Source organism: Pelosinus sp. sgz500959, from assembly GCF_042610375.1.
GTDB lineage: Bacteria > Bacillota > Negativicutes > DSM-13327 > DSM-13327 > CTSoil-075.
Genome location: NZ_JBGJZL010000002.1, coordinates 391,170 through 407,247 on the forward strand (window position 1 = coordinate 391,170; position 16,078 = coordinate 407,247).

Below are 16,078 nucleotides of genomic sequence, written 5' to 3' on the forward strand. Positions count from 1 at the left end.
CCTTCTATAATCTCCTATTTATTCTTATTTTCCATTGGGGCGTACAATGATGGCGGCATCTTTGAGTGGGCAGCCATTTTCGCAGCCTCCGCATCCAACGCACAGATTCTCGTTAACATAAGGGCGATTTTCCTCATCGACTTCCACTGCATGGACAGGACATTGCTCACGGCATAGCAGGCATAATTTCTGTTCTGTCCAAACCAAGCACCTACGACGGTTTAGTTCTGCTAGGCCCATTTTGACCTGTTTTAAAGGTATACGATTGATAGCACCCGTAGGGCAAACCTCTTGGCATGATAGACATAATTCACACTTAGCCTGACGAGGTATTAGCCTAGGGGTAAGGAAAGCAAGAAAACCTTCTTCCAAAGGCATAGGAAAAAGACATTCCGCTGGACAAACTTTAGCGCATCGTCCACAGCGACTGCAACGAGCTAAAAATTCCTCCTCTGGTCTTGCTCCTGGCGGTCTAAGAATACTCGCAGCATCAGCTGTTGGTTTTAGGTATTGCCAGCCAAATCCACTGACAATTACCGCCATCCCACCTTTAAAAAGCTGCCGACGGGACAAAGTCCACAGTGAAACATTTGGTTCTGAGGGAGTAAAGGAATCGGAGTTAGACCATTTAATCGTTTCCACTGGACATGTTTGCCAACAGCGCCCGCATAGCATACAATCCTCTGCCATCTTGCCTTCCTCTATATTCACTGCCTGGGCAGGACAAGCTTTGCTACAGATCCCACAGTCCATACAATGACTTCCTACACGAAAGCGAAAGAAGCGATAACGGGATAACACCGCCAGCAGTAGCCCTGTTGGACAAATATAGATACACCAAAATCGGGGAAAAAACAGCAAACCCAGTAGTACCAAACTTGCCAGCATCCAGGGTATCTTTCCCTGCCACAATCGGGTAAGTTCTTCGGTCATTAAATGAAAGGGAGTCAGAAAGAGAGGCCAACTACTGTTCATCAGTAGTATGAGTAACAATATCAACCATATGTAACGGTTTTTATAGAGTCCTTGTGGTATCTTTAGCCCATTATGACGATGGGGAATCTGTGCCAATAATCCTCCAACTGGACATAGCCAGCCACAGAATATCCGTCCGCACAGAAGGGTCAGCGCAATTAACCCTAAAGGAAACCAAAACCAACTAGGTAAAGCCCCCTCAGCTCGCCACTCAGCGATTAGCATTAGCGGGTCGATCCGTGACAGCCAGAGCAATAAATTGGCTGCATCTGAAGATAAGGGATATTGATGATGCCAGAGTAATAGGATCGTTGTCAAGAAAAATGTGAGGGGAACTAGAAGGCGCAAAATAGGAAGAAAACTCATTCTATCGCTTTTCATATACGTTTTACGTTTAGTTTTTCCCAATCGATTTGTCCACTCCCCATTTCTGCCGCCATACGAAGATAATTAATTTTTGTGGGTTTCATCCCAAACAAAAATGCTCCATAAGCGTCAACGGCGACAGGATCGGTACCAAAGACCAACTGATTATATTCCTTAATTGGGCCAGGTCCAGTCGGGCCACTAGCCGTTATACCACGGAGTGCATCCAAGATAGTAAGATGTGGTTTCTTGAAAGCCGCCAACTCAGCAATGCATTGGTGTAAGTCATAGGTATGAAAAATACCACGATCCCAGACGAGGCCCATCATATTTTTGAGTCCCATTGTTACCTCTGTAATATAATGATGCTTGAGAATTGGCATGTTAATAAATACATCTGCATCTAATACATCCTTTGAAAAATAAACCTCTCCAAGCATCGTTCCATTGGTTTGCACTCGGCTAAAATATTTTTCAACACCGTTATTCAAGGCGTAAATTTTACCGCCGGCAGCTGTAACTGCATTTTTGATTCCTGTCTTTTCTAAACAAATGATAGGATTGGTAAAAGGATAATCAATCACCTTTACTTCCTTAGCGCCGACTTGTAAGCACATCTTAACGAGACTGGCCACCAATACAGGATTCGTTGTACATGCTTCTTCGGGCAGCCTAGGCACGCTGAAGTTTGGTTTCAATACAACCGTATTACCTGGTTTAACGAAATTACTAATTCCGCCTAAGGCATCGAACCCCTTGTTGAGCATGGCTGCCGGATCATTGCCTTCTACCATAATCAAATCTGTTACTCTTGGTGGGCTACCTTCGACTGTAGCTGCTTTTTTGGGGGGCATTTGCGTATGAGAACCCTGGAAGCTGCATCCAGGAAGCAAAAGACTCCCAAAGCCGGCACAGGCTGTAAGTTTGATGAATTCCCTACGATTCATAATGAATTCTCCTCTCATTCATTCTATTTTGCCCTTTTCGCCACCCTATGGTATGTCATACTTCACACTTAGGGCTTAAGATACTGTTCAAACCATTCAGTGGCCGCAGCAGAAACTTCGGCAAATTGAGGACCTTCATAAGGATCAAAATGTCCACCTTGGAAAATAACTAACTTCTTTGGTTCTCCAGCACGTTCAAAGGCTTTTATTGCACCTTCAGTGGATGTCAAAACATCTTCACTAGCAACGATCATCAGCAACGGTGTCGGAGAAATTAAATGAATGAATGTTGCTGGAGCAAATTCTTTGTAGATATCAAGTGACTCCATCGTAATTTGGTTTTTCCAATTCGGAGCTTTCTTAGCTGCTTCTGTAAAATACTCGTAGGCTGCTTTTTGTGTGAGACAAGCGGGCTGCCCCACAGGCGCAACTACAGGATAGTAGTTCACAATGCCTTTTTTATACTCTTCTACCCGATTGCGTGCATAAAATACTGCCCTCCTCTCTTGGTCTGACTTACTCAGATTTTGGTAACGGGCGTTAATTGTTGGTACTTGAGCAACTACCGCCTTCACACGTCTATCAAAGGCCCCTAAATGCAGTACATGTCCACCACTATCTGAAGTGCCCCAAATACCAATACGCTCAGCATCAACCTCATACTGCAAAGATAGCCAGGTAATAGCGTTACGATAATCCTGTTGTTGATCAAAATAGAAAACTTGACCACGGGGTTCTCCTTCACTGGCGCCGAGATATCGATAATCAAACACTAATACAGCAAAGCCAGCTTTTGCAAAGGAATCAGCGAATTTATCAAGACTCATTTCCTTGACTCCGGTAAAGCCGTGTGCCATAACAATGGCGGGATGTTTTACTTCAGGATTTACTTCAGTTGGAACATAGTACCAAGCCGCGCACTCTAATCCTTGACTTTTGAATCGCACATCACGTCGCTCGAAATCAGCACCCCAAACGACAGATTGCAGTGAAATGACTAGAATGAAAGCAAGTACTCTGGTAGTCCAAATTTTCCGTGTGATTTGAAACATCAATTAACCTCCTCCATTTATGTTTTTGCAAAATGACTATTCATAAAGTAATACGATTTCAATCTTTCTTAGGTTCACTAAATTTTAGATAACTTGGTAACTTTTTATAAAAAGTAAAAGCAACACATTCATTATTGTGCTGCTTTTACTTTAATTTGGGTACCAAAATCCCATGTTAACTTAAGTGCCAACGTACTACGTCTTTTATTTTCTAGAGGATTGGCTAGGAGATGCTCTAAAGTATTTATGCTGTTACGGTAATTTATTACTGTAACTGGCGAAATCTTTCTAGGATTATCATGATTGGGAAGGGCGCCGATCAACTCCAGAGCAGTCACAATGTCAGTCACATTAATCATACGTTTATTTTGATAACTAGTATTAATAATACGCAAAAATTGATTGACACCATCATCTCCTAAATTTGACTGTCTAATTCGATCCAACAGCAAGAATATTTCTCGTATGACCCACCCTCTTTGTTCTAACATCATCTCATTATCAGGAGATTCATCATTATAAGCCAGCCAATACTCTCTGGCATTATCATAAATTTTTTTGCCATGTTCATTTTCAAGATATCGAATATACATGTATAGTGCCAAACCGTCAGCAATATCTCCTTTTGTCTTACTAAAACAATTTGGCCACCATAAGTTTAAGCTACGAGCTTCACTCAGAACACGCCCTGCTGACTGTGACCACCAAGGAGAACCTAATGATTTCGTTAGAAAAATTGCTTCGGGAATGGCGATTGCATCAACAAATCCTAAATTACTCGTATTCATCAAATTATCATAGGTAAGAAAACGAGGAGATTCAAATATGAGGTACCCTTTTTCCAAGTCCCCAAAGGCAGAGGTCTGTATGTTCCTAGGAACTAAGCTATTATAATAGTCGATTTGTCTAACCTTATAAGCCATGTGATTCAGATTTTGCTGATGGTTAGGGAAATGATAAAAATCAACTAATTTTTCTGTCCCAGCAACCATTATCTTAGTATGTTCATAAGGGCCAGCGAGTAAAAAAACATCCCTACCTGCTGGTGAATTGAATTTGTGCCGTTCTATATTACCATTCCTAATCTTTTCAACCAATTCTATATTTGAAATCAGTGTTATGGTTTCATCACTATCAACGGTCATCTTAAAAGGAACCGGGATGTGAGAAACAAGTAAATGTTCTATAAGTTGTTTCTTTTGCTGAGTCCAAGGCAAAGAATAACTTGTTATGGTATAGAGGGTTTGCCTCCCTAAAATAGGATACCAGGCAAACCCCCCTCGTAAACAGGTAAATGGAGAAGAAACAAAATTAATCAGGCCTGTCCCTTGTCCATAAAAATCCTCGGATTGCTCCCATACCATGCCCGAGTAAGTTATCTCTATGGTCAGTAATCCCGCGTCGGTGAAACTGTCTGGAGGAAGACTTACTGTTAAATATGACCCCTGCTGCTGCCATGTCAATCTCTCACCTGTAGCTACGTTAATCACTTGTTGTACGCGAAAATAGTCACGAAGAGTAAATTCAACAGTGGAAGGCAAAAGACTTCCTAGATCCTTCATCGTCACCTGTGCCTGTGCCATTAGATTGTGGTTCTTGGAATCCAATACAATATATAAATCGTAAGCGGCAATAGATAGATTGGGGTGAATACTGCTATTTACGACTCTCGGTAATTCAATATCAGAGATTGAGGTTGGTTGTTTGTAGCTTATATTCTGAAGATCAAAATACTGCCATGTTGCAAAAAAGGTCGCTAGGATCATAATAATACCAGTCAAAACTTCAAACAAACAGGCCTTTAAAATCATGCCATTGGAGTCGCGCCTCGCGTTTTCAATAGCCACCCCAAGTGTAAATAATAAAATTGAGCAAATTATTTGGAAACCAATAATGGCTATGATCAAGCCATCATTGGGATATACCCCGGCAACTTCTGAAGGGTTACCTCCAAAACCATGAATAAAAGTAAAATTAGCAATTGACACCCATTGGGGAAATAATGTCCCAACATTACCTGTCAGAAAGATTCCTATCAACCACCAAAACAGTAATATAGAATAAAAGGGTATTGTTTTCTTGGTCAAGCTAGATGCTAAAAAAGTTATACCAATCACATTTATACAGGAAACAAGATATTTTACCATGAAAGCCCAACAAGCAGACGAGCTAAGATGTACGGGCAACCCTATACACGTGGCGATTAGCATGGTTAACAACAGTTCCATTCCTAATAGTATGAACCAAAGCAATACAGCAAGTGCCCGTCCGCTTAATAAAAATCCATTATGATATGGAAGAACATACATAATTTCTGTGAAGTTTTCCCTTTTATCTTTGATGATCCCTTCAGCGGTCACAAAAAGTAAAGCAGGTATAAACATTTGGGCCGCACCTGACATTACTTGTCCTGCCAAAAGAAATGCTATCCAAGCATAAGCATTAATCAGAGAAGCTGCGAGCCAGAAATTCCTACTCTTTAGATATAACTTGATTTCAAATTGAATTGTTTGCGTAATTACTGTTATCATGAATGGACCCCAGAATGCAGCAAGGTTAAATATCCTTCCTCCAATCGTGCTTTCGCTGCAATTGCCTTTCCAGGAGGTTTTTGGGGAGATAAGATTCTTACTACCATATACCCATCTTTTTGTTGTATACCAACGATGTTAAAAGTTGCTTTTAGCTGTTCGATCTGTTGAAAAGTTGCTTCTACCTGCCATACTAACCCATCAGCTAGGCTGATTAGTTCCGCTGGGGTTCCATCATACAGCATATAACCCTGACGTAAAACCAATAAGGTGCTGCAGCCAAACTCAACATTACTTAAAGAATGTGTTGAAATGATGACGAGACTCTGACTAGCCATCTCGCCTATTATTCTCCCCAGCCTAATAGTTTCTCCAGGATCAAGCCCTTCCATAGGTTCATCTAAAATCAATATACGAGGTTTTCCCAGCAATGCTTGCGCTATCCCTAGCCTGCGTTTCATACCGAAAGAGTATTCCTTGATTGTTAGCTTGCGAACATCGTTAAGATTAACTAAGTCAATTACTTCATCCACCCCATACTGGCGCATTTTTTTATCATCGATTCCCTTTAAAACAGCAATATAATCTAGTATGGCTTCACCAGTACTCTTGCTATAAAAACCAAATTCTTGAGGAAGATAACCTATCATTGAACGAAAAATCTGCTTATTTTGCCTTAACTCCAATCCATCAAAACGTACTTGACCAGAAGTTGGCTCTTCTAATCCTGCTATAATCTTCAAAAATGTTGTTTTCCCAGCGGAGTTTGGGCCAATTACCCCAACGATTCCTTTTTTCAAACTACAGTTAATATCATGTAAAGCAGCTATGTTTCCTTTATACGTTTTCATTAGATTTGTTATCTGCAATAACAATTTTTCATACTCCTTTTTGCAAGAATCATTTCACCTGACTAGATAGGTATAGGCGTCTTCAACTCTAGGTTCCCCAGGTTCTACACCCAGAATATCGGGTAGGGTATCACTTACAATTCTTATTTGGCAAAGGGTATCCGTACTATGTATTCCGCTTATAGCCCATGTCTTAGCTAATAGCGGGACCATTTCTACTGGTACATGGACTATCCAGACTTTCCCAACTATAAGATCAATCAACTCTTGGATACATCCATAAAAACGTATTTCTCCTTTTACTAGCAATAATACTCCATCACTGAAGGTGATGAAATCCCCTAAGATATTACTGCTGAATATCACGATCCGATTTCTTGAGAGACGAAAGAAATAATTCCAAAAAAATAATTTTTCTTCTGGGTCAAGTCCAACCATGGGCTCATCAAGAATTAAAATATCAGGATCATTTAGCACTGCTTGGGCTATTCCAAGGCGCTGTTTGAGTCCAACGGACCATCCGCCAACTTTTCGATCCAAAAAATTGGTTACCCCTACACAGTGGGCAACTTCTTTGACCCTACATGGGTATAAACTTGATGGAATCCCTTTCAAGCGTGCCATGTAGTGTAAAAATTCTCTACCAGTCATCTCAGGGTAAAAACCAAACTCTTGGGGTAAGTAGCCAAGTCGTTGTTTATATTGGCTATAATCTTGACTAATATCCTGCCCATTGAGTAATACTTTGCCTGAGCTAGGCTCTAAAATACCAGCTAACAGACGAAGCAGCGTTGTCTTTCCTGCTCCATTAGGACCAATTATTGTAAAAAGACCTACTTTCATAGTAGCTGAAATATGACGGAGTATCCACGAATTTACTTTATATTTTTTTGAGACATCTGCGAATTCTAGCATTAACATTCTTTAATACAACCCTCCTGCCGTACTTAGATAAACCTTTCTGAACGTTGCCAAATGCACAAAGAAAAATAAAGTAATCCAATTCCCAAGAATATACTGACAACATCTGTAACTAGATTTGGTAAGCCCGGTAAGAAAAAGTGTAAAAAAGAATCTCCGCCCACAAGAGTTAGCTGTGCAGTCCATATTGCTCCTGCCGTCATACAACCACCTGTTATCCCAAACTTTAAAGAGGTAAACAAGGCAATCCCTACGATCAATAATAAGGGGGCTAACCAGTTTATCATTAAATGTCCAATTAGAAGGGAAAATGAAGATTCAATCATTAACGTGGCTGCAGTACATAACACTACATTATAAACCAGAACCACTAATATTCGTGCAACAGCCACCTGAGCAGGGGAATAATGACAAGTCCCTTCCATTTCTTCCACTTTATATAATTGGGCACGATACTCATAGAATAGAGTAAGCAGACCCAAGAAAGGTGATGCGGTGACCAAAAATTTTGATGAACTACTTTCAAAAATATTGGCTAATAGTAAACCAAAGATCAGAAAAATGATTGTCAAAGTCACAAATCCTCTGTCTATTAATGCCGTCTGTGATCCTACTAGCTGTAATATGATTGGGATACCATTTTGAGATCGTTTATCTTCCATGATATCTCTAAAACGCTGCCCCTGATTTACTCCTAATCTTTCTTGCTTAAATACAGGTTTAAGATTTTGAATGAGCTGGTTAGTCGCTGCCATTGGCGGCGGTTTAATATGGTATGTATCTAATCGATCAAAAATATCGTTCATATCCGTATTGGCTAAACTCTCATCCATATCACTTACTAGTTGTTGTCTTTTATTCATAATCACCCCTCCTTTATGGAGAAAATCTTTTTTAACTGTGATAAGCCATTTGATAATCTTGATTTTACTGTACCTGTGGGAATCTTAAGAGTGCTGGCAATTTCATCTAATTTTAATTCATCATAGTACCGTAGGATTAACGTTTCACGGTAAATATGACCGAGACTATTAATGGCCGTAATTAATTGTGTTCTTTCGTAATCTTTTAAAAAATTTTCTTCCGGCGTGACAATGTGAGTCGAGCAATGGGTTTCATCCTCTAACCCAGGAATCACTTTCCGTGTATATGCTTTTTTTAGATGATCTTTATAGGTATTACTAGCAATACTATACAGCCATGGTTTAAAGGGCATTCCTGTTGTATAAGACTGTATCCCACGGCACATTTTAATGAAAATTTCTTGAGTCATATCATCAGTAGCATAATAATCGCCGCTCATTCTTACTAAATAGCCATGTATTGGTCCATGATAGCGCTTTACAATCTCCTCTAAAGCTACTTCACTGCCCAATTGCATTTGTAATACCAATTCTTCGTCAGAGACCAATAGATCACCACCCTTACAGCACCTATATTAAATACGAGTGTCTTACGCCTTAGGTTCATTTTTAAAATTAATCGGCAAAGTTTTTTATAAGAAAAAAGATATCCATAACCTACCTATGTGGTAAGTTATGGATATCTTCTCTTTATCAAACCTTAATTCCTGCTATTCTATTTTTACAAGGTTATGAGGGATTTATATCTGAAACAAAATAGTACGTTATTTTTTACGTAATCAGAAAGTATAGCACTTTCTAGGGTTACAAGTAAGAACGACTAAGGATTTTGCCTACGTCTGAGGACTTGGCACAAGCCAAGTCTGTTCTTATGCCGATGATTGGTAAAATAGAAAAGAATAGCAATCAATATAACAACAAGTGAACAAATCAAATACATTGTGCGATAATCTGTATAATCAACGACTAAACCAAGTACAAATGATCCTACCCCTACTCCGATATCCATCGATAAGAAGTATGTTGATGTAGCTAACCCACTTTTGTGTGTTGGAGCAGCCAAAACAGCGATTGTTTGAAAGCTTGGATTTAATCCTCCGAATCCGAGACCAATTATGGCGCCTGCTAATAAAAATTGTATAGGGTTATTCGCTTGGCTTAAAACAACCATTCCAATGAAGTAAACGAATACAGAGACATAAACGATTACGTTTGCCCCTATTCGATCAAAAAGTTTACCGATAAATGGTCGAGATAAAACGATTGCTAATGCATAAACAGCAAAAAAATAACCAGCCGTATCAATCATTCCTAGTTTCCTGGCATAAAGAGGTAAAAAACCAAGTAAACTACTATAAACAAAAGATAGAAGGCCCCCACATAAAGCAATAGGCAATGCATGTGGTTCAAATAAATCTTTCCAGCTAAAAGTTTCTTTATTGGTTATTTGACTTTTGTTTTTTTTCCCTGTTATTGATGAAATATTTCCGCATAAAAACGCCAGTAGACCAAAGACGGCACATACGGCAAATAGAACCGTAAATGAATAATCAACAATCAACTTCAAACCGATAAATGGGCCAATAACCATGGCAATGCTTGTAAATACGGCTAAGTAGCCAACACCCTCTCCCATACGAGAAGGGGGAGCAAATACCGTTACCATTGTAGCCGTTGCCGTCGTGCCTGTAGCAAAACCTGCTCCATGAAAAAAACGCAGTATGAGAAGAAAGAAGACTGTTTGTACACCAAGATACATAAAGCATATAATACAAAATAGTCCTAATGAAACAAATAAAACCCTTTTTTTCTCGAAATCGTCCATCCACTTTCCGGCAAATGGTCTAAATAAAACAGCACCAACCTGAAAAAAGGTCAATACCAAGCCAGCTTGATTTTCGTCCATTTTTAAAAATTGTACAACAAAGATCGGTAAAGAAACAAGTAAAGTGTAATGCGTTAAATACTGAAAGAAACTACCTAAACACATTCTAATATAACTTATATTCCATAATGATTGTTTTTCCAAAACGATACTCCTTCACATCACGCACACACCAAGGGAAGACTCTCATCATTATTTTAACCTGTATCCACCTTTGAAATGTCATGTAAATTTCTATAAAAACATTATATCATCTTACTATTGTAATTTCATAAAGAAAACTTGACTTCGGTCAAGCCACAGCGTAGACCAAAGTCTTAGTTGCCCTTACTTGTAATCAAGAAAGTGTCATACGTTCTGATTACGTAAAAAAATCCATAAAATAGTAAAAACCTGCGAGTTTCGCAGGTTCTAATAAAATTAAGTAGAGTTAGCGTGCAAATATTTTATTTGCCCATGCGAGGCCTGTTGGTGAAACAGCGAGACCACCTTGGGCTGTTTCTTTTAGGGAACAAGACATGGCATTTCCGACTGCTGACATGGCATCAATTACTTCATCAACTGGTATTACGCTTTCGATGCCAGCTAAAGCCATTTCAGCGGCTGTCATAGCGACTGCTGTTGCTCCTGCATTACGTTTAACGCAAGGGACTTCCACCAGTCCCGCGACTGGATCACAGACTAATCCCAGCATATTCTTTAATGTCATAGCTACTGCTTGTCCAACTTGCGCTGGGCTGCCACCATATAACTCGACTGCCGCCCCAGCGGCCATTGCTCCTGCTGAGCCACATTCAGCCTGACAACCACCAGCTGCACCTGATAATGTAGCTCTAGAGGCAATAATCATTCCGATTGCTCCTGATACGACTAGGGCTTTCGCAAGAGCTGATAAATCGATTCCTCGAGCCTCAGCTAAAGAAAAGAGGACTGCTGGCAATGTGCCGCTCGCACCCGCAGTAGGTGCTGCTACAATACGGCCCATGGAAGCATTGGCTTCACCCACGGCCAAAGAAATCATAATTGCTTTGGACATCACGCTACCAACAATACTGTCTCCAGCATGCTCATTTCGATAGTTCTCCATTCGTTTAGCATTGTCACCAACTAACCCACCCATTGATTTAATGCCGCTGAGTCCGATTTCAATAGACTCTTCCATTACTTTTAGCATAGTTTCCATACGCTGTAACAATTCATCTTTTGTAATTTCTAATTCTTGCGCTTGAAATTCTACACAAAAATCACCAAAACTCATATTTCTTTCTTGGGCTAAGCCAATCCAATCTTGTAATGATAATTTTTCATCCATAACACTGTTCCCCTTTCTATTAGCTAACCTAATTGAATACGACGTACTGACTCAATATGAGGCAAATTGCCTATAGCTTTAAATTCCGCATCATCAACAGGTTGATCCGTTTCAACAATCATCGCTGCCAAGCCACCTTTTTGTTTTCGAAATACTTTCATTTGAGCCACATTAACACCATGGGTTGATAAAACACTTGTTACCAAGGAAATAGCGCCAGGTCGATCATGATGCATTGTCAAAATTGCTGGAAATTCACCATTAAAATCTACTGGAAAATCATCAATATTTGTAATACATACGCGACCGCCACCAATGGATACTCCTGTGACTTTACAATGATTACCGCTTATGCCGATCAAAGAAAAATTAACCGAATTAGGGTGGGCTAAATCACCTAAATTGATTATTTTAAAAGAAATCTTAATCCCTGCTTGCTCTACTGCTTCAAAAGCTTTTGGTATTCTAGCATCATCAGTTGCCCATCCTTGAAGACCTGCGACAAGAGCTAAATCAGTACCATGTCCCCGATAGGTTTGGGCAAAAGAGCCATGTAACCCAATTACAGCCTCTTGCACGGGCTCACCTAAAATAGCCAGTGCCAAATTCCCTAGCCTCACTGCACCAGCCGTGTGAGAACTAGACGGACCGATCATCACTGGACCAATTACGTCAAAAATATTCAAATGAATTCATCTCCTTTATGAGTGTTATTCTACTCGGTGTATTAAGTATGAGTTGTGAAGTTTTCGTATAAAATAGATCATATAATTAGAAAAAGGAGATCAAAAAGACCCCCTTTTCTGTTTAACTATTCTTTAGTTGCCGCAACTTCCTGAATGATTGTATCATATTGGCTAGCTAATCGCCTATAGCTTTCTAGTCGATCTGTTGCATCTTTTTCGGTTTTTTCAAATAAAGCTCCAGCTGCTTCAGGAAATTGTTTCTTTAATGAAGAATAACGTACTTCTCCCATGAGGAATTCCTGGAAGTTCATCGTTGGTTCTTTGGAATCTAAAGCAAATGCTTTTTGACCAACATCCTTCAATTGAGGATTGTATCGATACAGTGACCAGTAACCGCTATCCACGGCCCGCTTAGCTTCTAAATGACTACAACCCATACCGACTTTCAGACCATGGTTGATACAAGGAGCATAAGCAATAATCAAGGATGGTCCAGGATATGCTTCGGCTTCTGCAATGGCTTTGATTGTTTGATTTTTATCAGCACCCATGGCAATTTGTGCGACATAGACATAGCCATAACTCATTGCAATCATGCCAAGATCTTTTTTCTTGGTACTTTTACCGCTAGCGGCTAATTTGGCAATTGCCGCTGTTGGTGTAGATTTGGAGGATTGACCACCTGTATTTGAATATACTTCCGTATCAAATACGAGGATATTCAAATCTTGCCCAGATGCGAGTACATGATCGAGTCCACCGAAACCGATATCATAAGCCCAGCCATCACCACCAAAGATCCATTGAGATCTCTTTACCATAAAATCTTTATTTTTATAGATTTCATTAAGCAAAGGATTATTATCTTTATATTTTTCTAAGTTGGCAATGAGTTGATTCGCTCTATCACGAGTATTTTTACCCTGATCTTTATGAATGAGCCATTCTTTACAGGCAACTTTTAATTCTGGTTCTATATCCAATTCACCTGCTGCTGTGATATTCTGCGCTAATTTTTCTCTGAGTTGTTTGACACCAAGCAACATGCCTAGCCCATATTCAGCGTTATCTTCAAAGAGGGAATTACCCCAAGCTGGTCCATGACCTTGATGATTTTTAGTATAAGGCATTGATGGTGCGCTAGCGCCCCATACAGAAGAACAACCAGTAGCATTAGCAACCATCATCCGATCACCAAATAATTGGGTTACAAGTTTAGCATATGGAGTTTCGCCACAACCTGCGCATGCACCTGAAAATTCAAGTAATGGTTGTTCAAATTGACTCCCTTTTACAGTGAGAGGATTGAGAGGATTAACTTTTGGTGATATGGATATAGCATAATTCCATAAATCCGCTTGCTCAAGTTGGGTTTCAAGTGGTTTCATTTCTAGGGATTTTTGTTTGGATGGACAGACCTGAGCGCAGTTACCACAACCTGTACAATCATAGGCAGAAATGGCAATGCGGAAATTCAGATCTTTCGCACCAGTTGCGGGTTTTGTCGTGAAACCTGTAGGAGCATTTTTAAGTTCTTCTGCATTGCTCAATATAGGTCTGATCGCAGCATGAGGACATACATAGGAACACTGATTGCATTGAATACAATTTTCTGGTAGCCAGCAGGGAATATTAATGGCAATGCCACGTTTTTCATAAGCTGCAGTTCCCATAGGGAAGGTTCCGTCTTCCATGCCAACAAAGGCACTAACTGGTAGTTGGTCGCCTTCTTGTCTGTTCATGGGAACCAAAATATTGCTAATGAATGCTGGTACTTTCCCTTCTATAGGACTTTCATCGTGAGCATCTCCCCAGGAATGAGGAATGGTTATTTTTACAATGCCTTGCACACCCTTATCGATGGCAGCATGATTCATATTGACGATTTTTTCACCTTTATTGCCATAGGATTTCACCACTGCTTTTTTCAGGTATGTTACCGCATCTTCAACAGGAATAATATTGGCAATTTTGAAAAAAGCCGATTGCATGATCATATTAATTCTGACACCTAGACCAATTTCTTGGGCAATGCCGACAGCATCGAGAGTATAAAAATTAACATGATTCTTAAATAGATAGCGTTTCATAGCAGCAGGCAGATTTTTATCCAGTTCCTGCTCTGTCCAATTACAGTTTAGAAGAAAATTTCCTCCTCGTTTTAGACCCTCTAATACATTGTATTTATCTACATAGGATTGATTATGGCAAGCAATGAAATCAGCTTTATTGATAAGATAAGGAGATTTTATTGGATTCTTACCAAATCGCAAATGAGAAATGGTTACACCGCCAGATTTTTTGGAATCATAAGCAAAATAGGCTTGAGCATACATGTCCGTATGATCACCAATAATGGTAATAGCACTTTTATTCGCACCAACCGTTCCATCTGAACCAAGTCCCCAGAATTTACAAGCTGTTGTTCCAACTGCCGTGGTATCAATATCTTCACCAAGCGGTAAAGACGTATGAGTGATGTCATCCACAATACCAACGGTGAAGTGATCTTTTGGTTGCTGTTGATTCAAATTTTCAAAAATGCCATGAATATGGCTAGGAATAACGTCTTTACCACCAACCCCACAGCGACCGCCGACGATCGTCGGTTGCCATTCCCTGCCGCTAAAGACTGCTTTTACATCCAGGTAAAGAGGTTCGGCAAAAGAACCTAGCTCTTTCGTTCGATCTAAAACAGCAATTTTTTTCACAGTTTTAGGAATATACTTGAAAAAATGTTCAAGTGAAAAAGGTCTGTATAAATGAACTGTTAATAGACCAACCTTTTCTCCTTTAGCATTCAAATAATCAACTGTTTCTTCAATGGCTTCGCAAACTGAACCCATGGCTATAATCATTCGGTCGGCATCAGCAGCACCGTGGTAGTTGAAAAGATGATAATCGCGGCCAGTCAGTTTATTGATTTCAGCCATATAGTTTTCAACAATTTCAGGAAGAGCCTCATAATATCGATTAGAGACTTCTCTTTGTTGAAAATAAATATCAGAGTTTTGTACGGTGCCTTTTATGACTGGATGATCGGGATTGAGTGCTTTTCTTCTAAATTCATCAACTGCATCCTGATCGACTAATTGAGCTAATTCATCATATTCAAGAACTTCGATTTTTTGTACTTCATGAGAAGTTCGAAAGCCATCAAAAAAATTGAGGAAAGGAACACGCCCTTTAATGGCCGATAGATGGGCTACTCCTGCCAAATCCATCACTTGCTGTACGCTACTTTCAGCGAGCAAGGCAAATCCGGTTTGGCGAGTCGCCATCACATCTTGATGATCACCAAAGATACTTAGTGCATTTGCACCTAGAGCTCTCGCACTGACATGAAATACAGCTGGTAAAAGTTCACCAGCAATTTTATACATGTTAGGAATCATGAGTAGCAGGCCTTGGGATGCCGTATAAGTAGTCGTTAATGCACCAGCGTGCAGGGAACCGTGTACGGCTCCAGCTGCACCTGCTTCTGATTGCATTTCCACAATTTGCATTTTTTGTCCAAAAATATTTTTTCGACCTTGAGCAGACCATTCATCAGCATGCTCTGCCATATTTGTTGACGGAGTAATCGGATAAATGGCCGCTACATCGGTAAAGGCATAAGAAATATGAGCTGCAGCTGTATTACCATCCATTGTTTGCATTTTTCTTGCCATAAATGAATCCCTTCTTTC

At 39.9% G+C, this 16,078-nt stretch carries 12 protein-coding genes; all 12 read right to left on the bottom strand.

The window, feature by feature from the left end; translation table 11 throughout:
- Positions 1 to 24 precede the first annotated feature (24 nt).
- Positions 25 to 1,383 (bottom strand): 4Fe-4S binding protein, encoded by a 1,359-nt coding sequence (locus tag ACAN52_RS04480; RefSeq protein ID WP_378952868.1) that lies wholly within the window; start codon positions 1,381 to 1,383, stop codon positions 25 to 27.
- Complete coding sequence (locus tag ACAN52_RS04485) at positions 1,353 to 2,288, bottom strand: DUF362 domain-containing protein (RefSeq protein ID WP_378952871.1); 936 nt, start codon at positions 2,286 to 2,288, stop codon at positions 1,353 to 1,355. Before ACAN52_RS04485 ends, ACAN52_RS04480 begins: the two co-directional genes overlap by 31 nt.
- 68 nt (positions 2,289 to 2,356) lie before the next feature.
- Positions 2,357 to 3,340 (bottom strand): alpha/beta hydrolase, encoded by a 984-nt coding sequence (locus ACAN52_RS04490; RefSeq protein ID WP_378952874.1) that lies wholly within the window; start codon positions 3,338 to 3,340, stop codon positions 2,357 to 2,359.
- A 131-nt stretch (positions 3,341 to 3,471) separates the two neighbouring features.
- Positions 3,472 to 5,871, bottom strand: coding sequence for an ABC transporter permease (locus ACAN52_RS04495; protein ID WP_378952877.1), 2,400 nt, complete (start codon positions 5,869 to 5,871; stop codon positions 3,472 to 3,474).
- Complete coding sequence (locus ACAN52_RS04500) at positions 5,868 to 6,746, bottom strand: ATP-binding cassette domain-containing protein (protein ID WP_378952880.1); 879 nt, start codon at positions 6,744 to 6,746, stop codon at positions 5,868 to 5,870. The genes ACAN52_RS04495 and ACAN52_RS04500 overlap by 4 nt, the downstream gene beginning before the upstream one ends.
- Before the next feature lie 30 nt (positions 6,747 to 6,776).
- A complete protein-coding gene (locus ACAN52_RS04505) occupies positions 6,777 to 7,643 on the bottom strand; it encodes an ATP-binding cassette domain-containing protein (RefSeq protein ID WP_378952883.1) in 867 nt (288 codons plus the stop codon).
- Between the two features lie 26 nt (positions 7,644 to 7,669).
- Entirely contained in the window at positions 7,670 to 8,506 is an 837-nt protein-coding gene (locus ACAN52_RS04510) for a hypothetical protein (RefSeq protein WP_378952886.1), read from the bottom strand.
- A gap of 2 nt (positions 8,507 to 8,508) precedes the next feature.
- Positions 8,509 to 9,054 carry an RNA polymerase sigma factor gene (locus tag ACAN52_RS04515; protein WP_378952889.1) on the bottom strand — a complete coding sequence of 182 codons (546 nt, stop codon included), beginning with the start codon at positions 9,052 to 9,054 and terminating at the stop codon, positions 8,509 to 8,511.
- Positions 9,055 to 9,326: 272 nt separating this feature from the next.
- Positions 9,327 to 10,535: an MFS transporter gene (locus ACAN52_RS04520; RefSeq protein WP_378952892.1), complete on the bottom strand. Its 1,209-nt coding sequence runs from the start codon at positions 10,533 to 10,535 to the stop codon at positions 9,327 to 9,329.
- Positions 10,536 to 10,821: 286 nt separating this feature from the next.
- Positions 10,822 to 11,703: an L-serine ammonia-lyase, iron-sulfur-dependent, subunit alpha gene (sdaAA, locus tag ACAN52_RS04525; RefSeq protein WP_378952895.1), complete on the bottom strand. Its 882-nt coding sequence runs from the start codon at positions 11,701 to 11,703 to the stop codon at positions 10,822 to 10,824.
- A gap of 23 nt (positions 11,704 to 11,726) precedes the next feature.
- Positions 11,727 to 12,389, bottom strand: coding sequence for an L-serine ammonia-lyase, iron-sulfur-dependent subunit beta (sdaAB, locus tag ACAN52_RS04530; RefSeq protein WP_378952898.1), 663 nt, complete (start codon positions 12,387 to 12,389; stop codon positions 11,727 to 11,729).
- 125 nt (positions 12,390 to 12,514) lie between these two features.
- Complete coding sequence (gene nifJ, locus ACAN52_RS04535) at positions 12,515 to 16,060, bottom strand: pyruvate:ferredoxin (flavodoxin) oxidoreductase (RefSeq protein WP_378952901.1); 3,546 nt, start codon at positions 16,058 to 16,060, stop codon at positions 12,515 to 12,517.
- Positions 16,061 to 16,078: the final 18 nt, after the last annotated feature.

Bases quoted from the DNA above. Each gene is read 5' to 3' on its own strand.
- ACAN52_RS04485 (WP_378952871.1), bottom strand. From the start codon at position 2,288: ATGAATCGTAGGGAATTCATCAAACTTACAGCCTGTGCCGGCTTTGGG.
- ACAN52_RS04490 (WP_378952874.1), bottom strand. From the start codon at position 3,340: ATGTTTCAAATCACACGGAAAATTTGGACTACCAGAGTACTTGCTTTC.
- ACAN52_RS04495 (WP_378952877.1), bottom strand. From the start codon at position 5,871: ATGATAACAGTAATTACGCAAACAATTCAATTTGAAATCAAGTTATAT.
- ACAN52_RS04505 (WP_378952883.1), bottom strand. From the start codon at position 7,643: ATGTTAATGCTAGAATTCGCAGATGTCTCAAAAAAATATAAAGTAAAT.
- ACAN52_RS04510 (WP_378952886.1), bottom strand. From the start codon at position 8,506: ATGAATAAAAGACAACAACTAGTAAGTGATATGGATGAGAGTTTAGCC.
- sdaAA (WP_378952895.1), bottom strand. From the start codon at position 11,703: ATGGATGAAAAATTATCATTACAAGATTGGATTGGCTTAGCCCAAGAA.
- nifJ (WP_378952901.1), bottom strand. From the start codon at position 16,060: ATGGCAAGAAAAATGCAAACAATGGATGGTAATACAGCTGCAGCTCAT.